Origin of the sequence: Pseudomonas fulva (assembly GCF_023517795.1) — a bacterium.
Classification (GTDB): Bacteria; Pseudomonadota; Gammaproteobacteria; order Pseudomonadales; family Pseudomonadaceae; genus Aquipseudomonas; species Aquipseudomonas fulva_D.
This window is the reverse complement of the sequence record NZ_CP082928.1, coordinates 3,122,854-3,135,865: the sequence shown is the minus strand read 5'-3', so window position 1 is coordinate 3,135,865 and position 13,012 is coordinate 3,122,854. Positions and strand designations below refer to the sequence as shown.

Here is a 13,012-nt window from a genome sequence, read left to right as displayed (position 1 = left end):
CCTTGCGGCCTTATTGCGGCCACTTCACCTCACCCTTGATCACCCGGGCGCCCAGCTCCAGGGACGACTCATCGGCCAGGTTCGGGTAGCGCATGCCCATGGCGGCGATCAGCTGCGCCGAATCCTTGGCCTTGCCAGCTTCCAGCTCGAAGGCCTGCAGGTACTCGCGGGTCGCGGCGACGGTCTGCGGCGAGTCCGGCAGGCTGCCATCGGCATTGGGCAGGTAATGCCCCGGCACCACGCGGCTCGGGTTCAACGCGTCGATGGCCGCCAGGGTCGCCAGCCAGTCGCGGCGCGATTGCTCGGTCTGGGTATCGGCCATCCACACATGGATATTGGCCGACACCGGAATGCCGCCGACCACGGTCCTCAGCGAAGGAATCCACACGAAGGTACGCGCCGGCTCCGGCCCGTGAATCTCCAGCACCTGGCCATCCACGGTCAGCTTCGGCTCTTTCAGCGCCTTGGGCACCACCAGCGCCTCGGGCGCATTGCCTTCCATGATCGACCCCCAGTGCGCCAACTTGCCGTCCTTGCTCGCCTCGATGGCGGCCACCGTCTCGGCAGTGGCGACGATCTTCGCCTCCGGGAAGGCGCGGTGGATCACATCCAGCCCGAAGTAATAATCCGGGTCGCTGTGGCTGATATACACGGTGGTCAACTTCTTGCCGGTAGCGCGCACCTTCTCGACCAGCGCCTGGGCATCGTCACGCTGGAACTGCGCATCGATCAGCACCGCTTCCGTAGGCCCGGACACGATCTGCGCCGACACCGGAAAAATCGACTTGGCACCGGGGTTGTAAACCTCCAGCGCCAACGGCTCGGCCGCCAGCACCTGGCTGGCCATACCCAGCACGGCACTGCCTAACAACAAAGGGCGCAACAGACGAAGAGCGTTCATGACATGGCCTCGCAAGGGGAAGTGCGAGCCATCATAGAGAGACAGATAGGTTCGAAATACGGCCTGACGCGCAATGGTTTGTTGCGTTTACCGAGCCAATCTCCTGGGCGGCAGTCCCTGGCAGTTTGCCTTGCCCGCGCGGCGCACCCTATCCTGTGCCGGCCTCGGCCAATCCCTTAGCAGGGGCGCGATGATGCCAACCCGTGCAAGCCAGAACAGCGCTCTCGCATGCAGCTGAGTTGCACCGTTATGGCAGATCGCGTGGGGAGACCCTTGTGGTCTGCCGGTACTTGTCCCGGTCTGTCACCCTACGCGGTCTGCCTCCACCCTGCCTTGTTAAAAGCGTCGAGCTAAATCCCCGTGACGCCAGTACCCGATCTACGCAGCTTGCCTTGCCCGCACTGCAACCCTATCCTGCACCGGTCACGGTAAGTCCCGTGACCGGGTTTGACAGCTCGAATCTCGGCGCGATGTGCCAACCGGTGCATGTGAGAACGGCGTTCGTTCTTGCAGGCCGGCCCTTGCATGCAGTATGCGCTGCACCGCTCTATGGCAGATCGCGTGGGGAGATCCTCGTGGTCTGCCGGCTTCCGAGTCCGGTCTGTCAACCCTGCGCGGTCTGCCTCCATATCGGTTGACAGCGATCGAGGCAGCTCCTGAACCCAACTCGGAGCCTTCACGATGCATGACGCATTCACCCCCACTGTATTCAAACGCCATAACAAGCCATTACGCGCGATTTTGATCGACCGCCAACCCTGGTTCGTCGCCAACGATGTCGGCCGCCTGCTCGGCCAGCGCCATGCCGAACGCCTGTGCCGGCGCATGGACACGGAGCAGATTCGCTCCATCCAGCTGCGCTATGCCAGCGGCAGCGAAGAGCCCGTACAGGTCATCAATCAGTCCGGGCTGTACAAGGCGCTGTACCGTTTCATGCACCCCGAGCACCGCAGCCTCAGCCACTGGTTTGGCGAGGAAGTCATCCCTCACCTGCACGACCTCGCACACCTGCAACACGCGGCGCCAAGGCGCGTGCAAATGAACTGGCAAGGGGCGCACATCGGCATGCTCGACTGGCAAGGTGAACTCTGGGTTCGTCTCCAGCAGTTGCCCACCCTTGCGAATTGGCAAGAAGCGCCAGTACGGCGACGCTGGTTCGGCTAAACCAACACACGGCAGTGGCTGCTGGTTAGACGAAGAGCCAGTACTGAACAGTGGCGCACCGCCAGTATTTCGCAGTAAGGTCGGCCATCGCCTCTCAAGGAAGAACCATGGCCAGCAAGAACGCGCCTGCCGCCCACCAAAAGCACCTCGCCGTCCTGATCGACGCCGACAACGCCCCCGCCGCCATCGTCGAAGGCCTCTTCGAAGAAATCGCCAAATACGGCGTCGCCAGCGTGAAACGCATCTACGGCGACTGGACACTGCCCAACCTCGGCGGCTGGAAGAAAGTACTGCTCGACCACTCCATTCAACCGATCCAGCAGTTCGCCTATACCAAGGGCAAGAACGCTACTGACAGTTCGTTAATTATCGATGCTATGGATCTGCTGTATACGCGGCGATTTGATGGATTTTGCTTGGTATCGAGTGACAGCGACTTCACTCGGCTGGCTGCTCGACTGCGTGAAGAGGGGTTGGAAGTTATTGGTTTCGGGGAGCAGAAAACACCGCAACCATTCGTTAAGGCGTGCGACAAGTTCATCTATACCGAGCTGCTGCGTGCCGAGGTAAATGAACCTGAAACCCCTGGCGCACAATCTCCTGAAACTCCAGAGCCAAAACCGTCCCACGGCACCATCAAGCCAGCTGAAGCGACGCCCGCAGAGGCCAATCGACCAAAAGTGCCGGTAGCGCTGATCACCAAAGTTATTGATGACATTTCAGACGAAGACGGTTGGGTCCACATGGCAGCCCTAGGCGAAAACTTGCGCAAGCTAAAGTCCGACTTCGACCCGCGCCTGTATGGCTTCAAGAAACTTACAGATCTGATCAAGGGCCGAAATGGACAGTTTGAGATGCAGGAGCGGGGCGTGACTGCAACTGGAGGGAAGGTGCTGTACGTGCGAAACCGAAAGCCCGCCGTTAAACAATGAAATGGTGAACGAGCTTCGCGTTGTCCACCTTACACATACCCATCCGTGCTATCCACGCATTATCGGCTGTATGAAAATCGCTACTTGAAGGCGAACTCAGTGATTAATTGCCGTATACATCTGTAATCAGGCTGCTTAACTAAAAATAAGGAAATGGCGAATGCTAATCCATGCCTTTAATCCGGAAGAACCACTTTCATGCAACAACCTTTCATTAATGGAGCTCATCGGAAGCCCAACTTTTTACTCGCAAATTGATGCAGGGATCGCTGATGCGCATTGCCCTGTAGAAGCACTATCGCTTGAAGCAATCGCCAACTGTGATTTCCGATCCGTCATAACGCCCCGAGCGATTATGTTTATGAAAGGATTTATGCTTGCACGAGGCATGAGAGTTACAGATGGATACGGCTCGCAGCTTGGCTTCTCTGAAGCTCAACAAAACCACTGGATTGGAGTCTATAGAAACGAACTACGCTTTGAAGAGCTGCGTCGAAATCATGCGCCTCAGTGCCCGTCGAGGCTTGGGTGCATATGGGCGGCAGAAGACTCAGTTGAAGGCCGTGCCGTGCTAGATGGAATGTTTGGTTCGGATCATCGCCGAATCATTGTACGTATTGAAATCCATCATGCACTTAATGTTTTCCGGGCTGATGCCAGCTGTTTTGATCGCTTCTGCACTACGCAAGACGACGATTTTGCCCGAATGTATTGGCAGGGCGAAACATTAACATCTCAGTGGGAATATCTTATTGATGGAGCGATACGCGTCATTGATCCTGAGGCTCTGAATTTATTGCTCAATCGATGCCGAGAATATGGTAATCCAACACTCGGGCACATGAATCCACCATCGCAAGTAGGGTAGACAACTCGAAGCTTGTCCACCATTAGCCTCAACGCGATACATCAGTCATACGCAAATCGCCCCTTCAGGAGGCCGAACGGAATCGTTATGTAGAAGGTTGAGCGGCATGGATGCCGCGAGAGCCGCGATGGGCCAGGGATGGCCCTTCGCGGCGGGCCCTCGGAGCAATGATGGAGTGAGGGAAGTCGAGCGTAGCGAGACCCGGATGATGGGGCACAGCGTTTTTGCTTACTTTTTTGGCGTTTGAAAAAAAGTGAGTCGCCGTAAGGGCGAATCCGGTTATTCAGGCGATAGATGGGCGGCGTCGGAGTGCGATCCACCAAAGAGTGCATCCAACCGCAACCCATGTATCGATGCCAATAGAGATTCGCGGGCATGGCCCGCTCCCATAGATTGCGGCTCTACACAGAGACGGGCGCAAGCCGACCTCCTGAACACCAATAAAAAGGCCGATCAACCGATCGGCCTTTTCGCTCCCCCACCCCACCTCAACTATTGCTGGGAAACGCAAACTGCGCCGCCTCGTGGGTCTTGCGCTGCGGCCAGCGCTGGGTGATCGACTTGCGGCGGGTGTAGAAGCGCACGCCGTCCGGGCCGTAGGCGTGCAGGTCACCGAACAGCGAGCGCTTCCAGCCGCCGAAGCTGTGGTAGGCCACCGGCACCGGCAGCGGCACGTTGACGCCGACCATGCCCACTTCGATCTCGTCGCAGAACAGCCGCGCCGCTTCGCCGTCCCGGGTGAAGATGCAGGTGCCGTTTCCGTACTCGTGGTCGTTGATCAGTTGCATGGCGGTTTCCAGGCTGTCGACACGCACGATGCACAGCACCGGGCCGAAGATCTCGTCGGTGTAGATGCTCATGTCCGCGGTCACCCGGTCGAACAGGCTGCCGCCGAGGAAGAAGCCGTTTTCATTGCCCGATACGCTCAGGCCACGGCCATCGACCACCAGCTGGGCGCCAGCGGCCACGCCAGCTTCGATATAGCCGGTGACTTTTTCCTTCGCCGCGGCGGTAACCAGCGGGCCCATGTCCAGGCCGCACTGGGTGCCGGCGCCGATCTTCAGGGCCTTGATCTGCGGCACGATACGCTCGACCAGGGCGTCGGCGATCTGATCGCCCACGCACACGGCTACCGAGATGGCCATGCAGCGCTCGCCGCAGGAGCCGTAGGCGGCGCCCATCAATGCGCTGACGGCGTTGTCCAGGTCGGCGTCAGGCATCAGCACCGCGTGGTTCTTGGCACCGCCCAGGGCCTGCACGCGTTTGCCGTGCTTGCTGCCTTCGGCGTAGATGTATTCGGCGATGGGCGTGGAGCCGACGAAACTCAGGGCCTTGACCTCCGGCGCCTGGATCAACGCGTCCACGGCGGTCTTGTCGCCGTGTACCACGTTGAGCACGCCGGCGGGCAGGCCAGCCTCGTGGAGCAGCTGAGCGATGTACAGGGTGGAGCTGGGGTCGCGCTCGGACGGCTTGAGGATGAAGCAGTTGCCGCAGACGATGGCCAGCGGGTACATCCACAGCGGCACCATGGCCGGGAAGTTGAACGGGGTGATGCCGGCGACCACGCCCACCGGCTGGAAGTCGCTCCAGGCGTCGATGTTCGGGCCGACGTTGCGGGTGTATTCACCCTTGAGGATTTCCGGCGCCGAGCAGGCGTATTCGACGTTCTCGATGCCACGCTTGAGCTCCCCGGCGGCGTCTTCGAGGGTCTTGCCGTGCTCTTCGGCGATCAGCTTGGCGATGGCGTCTTCGTGCTGCTCGAGCAGTTGCTTGAAGCGGAACATCACCTGGGCGCGCTTGGCCGGCGGCGTGGCGCGCCAGGCCGGGAAGGCCTGCTTGGCCGAATCGATGGCCTGCTGCACGGTGGCCACATCGGCCAGGGCGACGCGGCGCACCGCCTCACCGGTGGCCGGGTTGAACACGTCGGCGCTGCGGCCGCCTTGGCCGTCGCTGAGTTCGCCGTGGATCAGGTGCTGGATGGTGGTCATGTAAAGTCCTCGATAACGTTGAAGGCACCTCAAAAAAACCTGCGTTGCCATCGCCTGGGTTTTTAGAGGTGCCCGAGAGCGGGTAGGAGCGTCGCCCTCGGCGCGAACAATGGCGGCCTTGACGCAACATCTGCGTTGCCTATGCCATTCGCCCCGGGACGGGGCTCCTACGGGTATTCGATCAATCCAGTTTGTTGAGCGCGTCGCCGACGGCGCTGAACACGCGGTCGAGGTCTTCGATCTTGGCGTTGAACATCGGCCCGAACTGCAGGCCGTCGCCGCCGAAACGCACGTAGAAACCGGCCTTCCACAGGGCGATGCCGGCCTCGTAGGGGCGGATGGTCGGGTCGCCGTCACGGGGCGCCAGCTGAATCGCGCCGGCCAGGCCGCAGTTGCGGATGTCGACCACGTGCTTGGCGCCCTTGAGGCCATGGATGGCGTTCTCGAACTTGGGCGCCAGCTCGGCGGCCTGCTGAATCAGGTTCTCGCGCTTGAGCAGTTCCAGCGAGGCCAGGCCGGCGGCGCAGGCCACCGGGTGGGCGGAGTAGGTGTAGCCGTGGGTGAATTCGATCATGTGCTCGGGCGTCGGCTGGCCCATGAAGGTCTGGTAGATCTCGCGGCTGGCGATCACCGCCCCCAGGGGGATGGCACCGTTGGTGATCTGCTTGGCGACGTTGAGGATGTCCGGCGTTACGCCGAAGTACTCGGCGCCGGTCCACTTGCCCATTCGCCCGAAGGCGGTGATCACTTCGTCGAAGATCAGCAGGATGTTGTGCTGGGTGCAGATCTCGCGCAGGCGCTGCAGGTAGCCTGCCGGCGGCACGATGACGCCGGCCGAGCCGGACATCGGCTCGACGATCACCGCGGCGATGTTCGAGGCGTCATGCAGTTCGATCAGCTTGAGCAGCTCGTTGGCCAGCTCGACGCCGCCGGTCTCTGCTGCGCCTTTGGTGAAGGCCATGCCCGGCTGCAGGGTGTGCGGCAGGTGATCGACATCCATCAGTTGGCCGTACATCTTGCGGTTGCCGGCGATGCCGCCAAGGCTGGTGCCGGCGATGTTCACGCCGTGGTAACCGCGGGCGCGGCCGATGAACTTGGTCTTGCTGGCCTGGCCCTTGAGGCGCCAGTAGGCCTTGGCCATCTTCACCGCGGTGTCGGCGCACTCGGAGCCCGAACCGGTGAAGAACACATGGTTGAGTTCGCCCGGCATCAGGTCGGCCATCTGCTCGGCCAGCTTGAACGACAGCGGGTGGGCGTACTGGAAGCCCGGCGAGTAGTCGAGGGTGCCGAGCTGCTTGGCGACCGCGTCCTGAATCTCCTGGCGGCAATGGCCGGCGCCGCAGGTCCACAGGCCGGACAGGCTGTCGTAGACCTTGCGACCGGAATCGTCGGTCAGCCAGGCGCCTTCGCCGGCAACGATGATCCGCGGGTCGCGCTGGAAGCTGCGGTTGGCGGAAAACGGCATCCAGTGGGCGTCCAGCTTGAGCTGGCTGGCCAGGGACGGCGTGGCGGTCTGCGGCATGTTCATGGCGATGGCCTCGGCAATGGCGGCGTGATCGGGGGCAACGTGGGAGCGGCTTTAGCCGCGAGAATCGACAGCAATCGCGGCTAAAGCCGCTCCCACACGTAAGTGCATCAGTTGTCAGCCAAGGTGCCACAGGCATAAAGTCACTCAAACCTGACTCTTCGAATCCTCAGTTCACTGGTGACTAAACAATGAGCGCCCGACGCCCCGAGCCCCTCGCCCAGGTCAGCGACTTCGATATCCGCCTGCTCAAGCTGTTTCGCAGCGTGGTGGAATGCGGAGGCTTTTCTGCCGCGGAAAGCGTGCTGGGCATTGGCCGCTCGGCAATCAGCCAGCAGATGAGCGACCTGGAACAGCGCCTCGGCCTACGCCTCTGCCAGCGCGGCCGTGCCGGCTTCGCGCTGACCGAGGAAGGCCGCGAGGTGTACCAGTCGACCCAGCAATTGCTCGCGGCACTGGAGAGCTTTCGCACCGAGGTCAACGGCCTGCACCAGCATCTGCGCGGCGAGCTGAACATCGGCCTGACCGACAACCTGGTGACGGTGCCGCATATGCGCATCACCGGCGCCCTCGCCCGCCTCAAGGCGCTGGGGCCGGACGTGCGGGTGAACATCCGCATGACGCCGCCCAGCGAGGTCGAGCAAGGCGTGCTCGACGGGCGCCTGCATGTCGGCGTGGTGCCGGTGGTCGGCGGCCTGTCCGGTCTGGATTACCAGCCGCTGTACGATGAGCGTTCGCTGCTCTACTGCGCGGTCGGCCACCCGCTGTTCTACGTCGATGATCGCGAATTGCCGGACGAGCGCCTCAACGCCCAGGACGCCATCGCACCAACCTTCCGCCTGCCGCCGGAGATCCAGAACCACTACGGCGTGCTCAATTGCACGGCCAGCGCCTCGGACCGCGAAGGCATGGCGTTCCTGATCCTTACCGGGCGCTATATCGGCTACCTGCCCGACCACTATGCCGAGGCGTGGATCAAGGAAGGCCGCCTGCGCGCGCTGAAGGCCGGCACGCGCTTCTACGACATCAGCCTGGCCTCGGTAACTCGCAAGGGCCGCCGGCCCCATCTCGTGCTGGAAAGTTTTCTGCAGGAATTGGCGGCCAACGCCTGACGCGCTCACAGGCCCAAGTGGCGCTTCAGTCCTTGAGCGGATCGTGCCCCCAGTTCATCAGCGACTGGCGCCAGCGGCTGTCTTCCACGTCACCGGCCGGGCGCTGCTTGAGGTGGCGGTGCACGTAGCCGATCACCTTGCGCATCGCCTGGTAGTCGTCGGTTTCCAGCTCAGCCACGCGCTTGCCCTTGATCTGCAGAATGCGCTCGCCCATCTGGTGGCCGACCGACTTGCCGTCGCGGCTGGACTCGACCTTGCGCCCGCCCTTGGTCATGCCCACACGCTTGCTGTCCGCGGCCTGCAACCAGCGGCGCAGGCGTGCTGGCGGCATGTTCACCGCCGCCTTGAAATCACTGCGGATGGCTTTCTTCTGCGCCTCGTTCAACTCGCTCATTTGCCGCCCTCCTTTTCCAGCGCTTTGACCAGCTCATCCTTCTTCATCCGTGAGCGACCACGAATCTTCTTGCTTGCGGCGCGCTTCATCAGCTCGGCCTTGGTCAGCCCGCTCAGCGCTGGTGTGCGGTGGGTGGCGGCCTTGTCGGCAACGTCCTTCGGCTGCTTGGAGTGCTGGCGCCCGGCGCGGCTGTCCGCACGTTTCTTGCGGGTGCTGCGCGCGTACTCCTTGTCGCTCAGTTCATCGCGGGCGTTCCTGGGCAGGTAGCGTTCGCCGGTTTCGCCGGAGGGCTTGCCGGATTGGGTGTCCCAGTCCTGCTCGGTCCACTGGTGCAGGTGATTGTCGGCATCCTTGGCGCCCTCGTAACCGCCGCCCTCCTGCTGGTACAGCTGCACGGCCAGCTGCGCCTTGCGCGCCGACCACTGGCCGGGCTTGCCGCCCTTGTCGCCCTGGGTGACGCGCTGTTTCACCTTGTTCCACAGTTTGGGGTCGGTCTTCTTCGCGGTGCTGCTCATGGAGCGTCCTCGCCGGTGGCTGTCCCGATAGATGACCGCGCCAGCGCGAACGCCGTTGCCCAAGGCGGACAAACGGAGCGCCCCGCGGTGGACACACCAGGTAACAAGTCATGGCGACGATGGGATCGATCAGCGGGGGTGGCCGACTAGTCTCTCCTGTTTACCCCTCTCGATAACGGAGCACGCCATGCCCAGCCGTCGCCATTTCCTGCAGGGCAGCGCCGCCCTGATGACGCTCGCGGCCAGCAGCCCGCTGCTGCCCGGTTTCGCCTTCGCCGCCAACCCCACCGCGGTGCTGCAGCGCAAGATCCCGTCCAGCGGCGAGAGCCTGCCGGTGATCGGCCTGGGCACCTCACAGACCTTCAACGTGAGCCTCGACGACGCCAGCCTGAAATCGCTCGACGAGGTGGTGCGTGCCTTTATCAATGGCGGCGGTACGCTGATCGATACCGCGCCCAGCTACGGCAGCGCCGAAGCGGTGACCGGCGAGCTGCTCAAACGCACCAGAACCCAGGGCAAGGCGTTTCTCGCCTCCAAGCTGTCGAGCACCGGTCGCGAGCGCGGCCTGGCGCAGTTCGAGGCCAGCCTCAAGGCCCTGCAGGCCGACAAGATGGATCTCTTGCAGGTGCACAACCTGCAGGACACCACGACCCAGCTGGCCCTGGCCCGCGAGCTGCGCGAACAGGGCAAGGTGCGCTACATCGGCATCACCCATTACATCGAATCGGCCCATGACGACCTGCTCGCCGTGCTGGCCAAGGAGAAGGTCGACTTCGTGCAGCTCAACTATTCGGTGGGCGAGCGCAATGCCGAAAAGCGCCTGCTGCCCTACTGCCGCGACAATGGCATCGCCACGCTGATCAACCGGCCGTTCCAGCGCGCGCAGCTGCTCGGCCGGGTCAAGGGCAAGCCGCTGCCGGAGTGGGCCAACGAAATCGATGCCACGTCCTGGGCGCAGCTGCTGCTCAAGTTCATCCTTGCCGACGAGGCCGTCACCGCGGTGATTCCGGCCACCTCCAACCCGCGCTACGTGGTCGACAACCTGCGTGCCGGCCAGGGTCGCCTGCCGGATGCCGAGCAGCGCCAGCGCATCGTCCAGGCCTTCAGCTGACCCGACGTCGGGGCCAGCGGGCAGATAATTGCGGCGCCAGCGCTTGTCACGCCCGCCACGGTGGAGTATCTGTTCACCCGCTGCGCCCTTTGATCACCACGGAAGCCCCCTGATGCCCCTCGACGCCACCGCTCCACGCGCCACCACTGGCAAACCGACCGGCCGCATCCGGCAGAAGAACGAAGAAGCGATCATCGCGGCCGCCGAGGACGAGTTCGCCCGCCACGGCTTCAAGGGCACCAGCATGAATACCATCGCCCAGGCGGTGGGCCTGCCCAAGGCCAACCTGCACTACTACTTCAGCAGCAAGCAGGGCCTGTACTTGGCCGTGCTGAGCAACATCCTGGCCCTGTGGGACAGCGCCTTCGACAGCCTCAGCGTCGACGACGCCCCGGCCGAGGCGCTGGAGCGCTATATCCGCGCCAAGATGGAATATTCGCGGCGCTACCCCAAGGCGTCGCGCATCTTCGCCATGGAAGTGATCAGCGGCGGCGCCTTCCTGTCCCAACACTTCGGCAAGGATCACCAGAGCTGGTTTCGCGAGCGCGCGGCGATCTTCGAGCAGTGGATCGCCGCCGGCAAGATGGAGCCGGTCGATCCCACCAACCTGATCTTCCTGATCTGGAGCAGCACCCAGTACCACGCCGACTTCGCTTCGGAGATCTGCCGGGTCAGTGGCCGCTCGCGCCTGACCAAGCCCGATTACCAGGCTGCGGCGGACAACATGGTGCGCATCATCCTCAGGGGTTGTGGGCTGAAGCCGAGCGTCTGATGCCTTACCTGCTACTCGCCCCTTGCGACTACCGCGAGGAAATCCGCAAGAGCCGTTTTCTCGCCCAGGCCCGCGCCATTACCAGCGCGGTGGATGCCCAGGCCCTTATCGAGCAGCTCAGCGAGCCGGGCGCCTCGCACAACTGCTGGGCCTGGAAGCTCGGCCAGCAGTACCGCTTCAGCGACGATGGCGAGCCTGGCGGCACCGCCGGCCGGCCGATTCTCGCCGCCATCGAGGCGCAGGGGTTCGACGCCGTGGCCGTGGTGGTGACACGCTGGTATGGCGGCATCCAGCTCGGCACCGGCGGCCTGGCCCGTGCCTACGGCGGCAGCGCCAACAAATGCCTGCAGAACGCCGAGCGCCAGGAACAGGTGCCGCGCACTGCCTGCGCCTGCCATTGCGGTTTCGCCGAGCTGGCCCTGCTCAAGTCGCGCCTGGCCGAATTCGACGCCGTGCTGGAACAGGAAAGTTTCGATGCCGAAGGCGCCGAGCTGCAGCTGGCCGTGCCGCAGCCCCGGATCGAAGCCCTGCAGCGCCTGCTGGCCGATATCAGCCGCGGGCGTAGCGCCCTGCGGATCATCGAGTAACACAACCACCCGCCCACCTGCCCTGGAGCCCCCATGAAGCCGCACCTGCTGATTCTCAACCCGCTCAGCGAAAGCAGCCTGGCGCGTATCGCCGAGCAGTATCAGGTGACCCATGCCGCCAATGCGGCGGCACGCGAAGCAGCCATTGCCGAGCACGGCGCCAGCATTCAAGCGGTGCTGACCATCGGAACCATCGGCCTGACCGGTGAGGAGATCGCCCGCCTGCCCAAGCTCGGCTTCGTCGGCACCCTGGGGGTGGGTTACGAGAAGGTCGATATCGAGGCGGCCCGCGCTCGCGGCATCGCCCTCAGTAACGGCGCCGGCAGCAATGCCAGCTGCGTCGCCGACCATGCGATGGCCTTGCTGCTGGCAGCGATTCGCGACGTGCGCCGCCTGGACAACGCCTGCCGCGCGGGCATCTGGCGCGACGCCCTGCCGATGACCGACGGGGTCAGCGGCAAGCGCCTGGGCATCCTCGGCCTCGGCGCCATTGGCGAGCAGCTGGCCCGCCGCGCCGCGGCCTTCGATATGCCGGTGGGTTATCACAACCGCTCGCCGAAAGCGGGCAGCCCGCACCGCTATTTCCCGAGCGTGCGGGAGCTGGCCGAGTGGTGCGACTGCCTGGTGATCGCCATCCCCGGCGGCGCCGCGACCCATCACCTGGTCGGGGCGCAGGTGCTCGATGCACTGGGCCCCCAGGGTTATCTGGTCAACGTGGCACGCGGCAGCGTGGTGGACACCGCGGCGCTGGGCACGGCGCTGCGCGAGAAGCGCATCCGCGCTGCGGCGCTGGACGTCTACGAGAGCGAGCCGCTGCCACCCACCGAGTTGCTCGACCTCGACAACCTGACCATCACCCCCCATGTGGGCGGCAACTCGCCCCAGGCGCTGGAGCAGTCGCTGAGCCAGTTTCTCGACAATATCGGCCGGCATTTCCGCGGTGAGACGCTGCTGACGCCGATTTGAAGCTGGGCATGGATTGGAAGGGCTGCAGGCTGGTGAACTAATCCCCTCACCCCTTAAAAACTGGTGGGCTATCGCCCACCCTACGATTGAATAATGCGGGCTCTCTGTGGGAACGGGCCATGCCCGTGACTTTTCGCGGGCATGGCCCGCTCCCACTGGGTGATAGGCTTCAGACCG

At 63.4% G+C, this 13,012-nt stretch carries 13 protein-coding genes; 8 read left to right on the top strand and 5 right to left on the bottom strand.

Annotation, left to right across the window (positions count from 1 at the left end):
• Positions 1–10: 10 nt before the first annotated feature.
• A complete protein-coding gene (locus K8U54_RS14350; RefSeq protein ID WP_249906449.1) occupies positions 11–901 on the bottom strand; it encodes an MBL fold metallo-hydrolase in 891 nt (296 codons plus the stop codon).
• Positions 902–1,582: 681 nt separating this feature from the next.
• Here K8U54_RS14350 and K8U54_RS14345 point away from each other — a divergent pair.
• The 3 genes from K8U54_RS14345 (at position 1,583) to K8U54_RS14335 (ending at position 3,865) form a co-directional block, all read left to right on the top strand.
• Positions 1,583–2,065 carry a BRO-N domain-containing protein gene (locus K8U54_RS14345; RefSeq protein ID WP_249906448.1) on the top strand — a complete coding sequence of 161 codons (483 nt, stop codon included), beginning with the start codon at positions 1,583–1,585 and terminating at the stop codon, positions 2,063–2,065.
• Between the two features lie 107 nt (positions 2,066–2,172).
• On the top strand, positions 2,173–2,997 hold the full coding sequence (locus tag K8U54_RS14340; RefSeq protein ID WP_249906447.1) for an NYN domain-containing protein: 825 nt from the start codon (positions 2,173–2,175) through the stop codon (positions 2,995–2,997).
• A gap of 160 nt (positions 2,998–3,157) precedes the next feature.
• The gene (locus K8U54_RS14335) at positions 3,158–3,865 is read left to right on the top strand and encodes a DUF2441 domain-containing protein (protein ID WP_249906446.1); all 708 of its coding nucleotides are present in this window, start codon (positions 3,158–3,160) and stop codon (positions 3,863–3,865) included.
• Positions 3,866–4,353: 488 nt separating this feature from the next.
• Here K8U54_RS14335 and K8U54_RS14330 read toward each other — a convergent pair whose 3' ends face one another.
• Together K8U54_RS14330 and K8U54_RS14325 are read right to left on the bottom strand one after the other, a co-directional pair.
• Entirely contained in the window at positions 4,354–5,853 is a 1,500-nt protein-coding gene (locus K8U54_RS14330) for a CoA-acylating methylmalonate-semialdehyde dehydrogenase (protein WP_249906445.1), read from the bottom strand.
• Positions 5,854–6,034: 181 nt separating this feature from the next.
• Positions 6,035–7,381, bottom strand: coding sequence for an aspartate aminotransferase family protein (locus tag K8U54_RS14325; protein WP_249906444.1), 1,347 nt, complete (start codon positions 7,379–7,381; stop codon positions 6,035–6,037).
• 188 nt (positions 7,382–7,569) lie between these two features.
• Between K8U54_RS14325 and K8U54_RS14320 the strand changes: the two genes are divergently transcribed.
• The gene (locus K8U54_RS14320; RefSeq protein WP_249906443.1) at positions 7,570–8,490 is read left to right on the top strand and encodes a LysR family transcriptional regulator; all 921 of its coding nucleotides are present in this window, start codon (positions 7,570–7,572) and stop codon (positions 8,488–8,490) included.
• Positions 8,491–8,515: 25 nt separating this feature from the next.
• On the opposite strand, the gene K8U54_RS14315 is transcribed toward K8U54_RS14320, so the two are convergent.
• Both K8U54_RS14315 and K8U54_RS14310 read right to left on the bottom strand, forming a co-directional pair.
• On the bottom strand, positions 8,516–8,884 hold the full coding sequence (locus K8U54_RS14315; RefSeq protein WP_249906442.1) for a DUF3140 domain-containing protein: 369 nt from the start codon (positions 8,882–8,884) through the stop codon (positions 8,516–8,518).
• Positions 8,881–9,399 (bottom strand): hypothetical protein, encoded by a 519-nt coding sequence (locus tag K8U54_RS14310; protein ID WP_249906441.1) that lies wholly within the window; start codon positions 9,397–9,399, stop codon positions 8,881–8,883. The genes K8U54_RS14315 and K8U54_RS14310 overlap by 4 nt, the downstream gene beginning before the upstream one ends.
• 187 nt (positions 9,400–9,586) lie before the next feature.
• Here K8U54_RS14310 and K8U54_RS14305 point away from each other — a divergent pair, with 187 nt between their 5' ends.
• From K8U54_RS14305 to K8U54_RS14290, 4 genes are all read left to right on the top strand, one after another.
• A complete protein-coding gene (locus K8U54_RS14305; protein WP_249906440.1) occupies positions 9,587–10,510 on the top strand; it encodes an aldo/keto reductase in 924 nt (307 codons plus the stop codon).
• Positions 10,511–10,622: 112 nt separating this feature from the next.
• Positions 10,623–11,282 (top strand): TetR/AcrR family transcriptional regulator, encoded by a 660-nt coding sequence (locus tag K8U54_RS14300; RefSeq protein ID WP_249906439.1) that lies wholly within the window; start codon positions 10,623–10,625, stop codon positions 11,280–11,282.
• The gene (locus K8U54_RS14295; RefSeq protein WP_249906438.1) at positions 11,282–11,869 is read left to right on the top strand and encodes an IMPACT family protein; all 588 of its coding nucleotides are present in this window, start codon (positions 11,282–11,284) and stop codon (positions 11,867–11,869) included. Before K8U54_RS14300 ends, K8U54_RS14295 begins: the two co-directional genes overlap by 1 nt.
• Before the next feature lie 33 nt (positions 11,870–11,902).
• Complete coding sequence (locus tag K8U54_RS14290; protein WP_249906437.1) at positions 11,903–12,835, top strand: 2-hydroxyacid dehydrogenase; 933 nt, start codon at positions 11,903–11,905, stop codon at positions 12,833–12,835.
• The last annotated feature ends 177 nt before the right edge of the window (positions 12,836–13,012 follow it).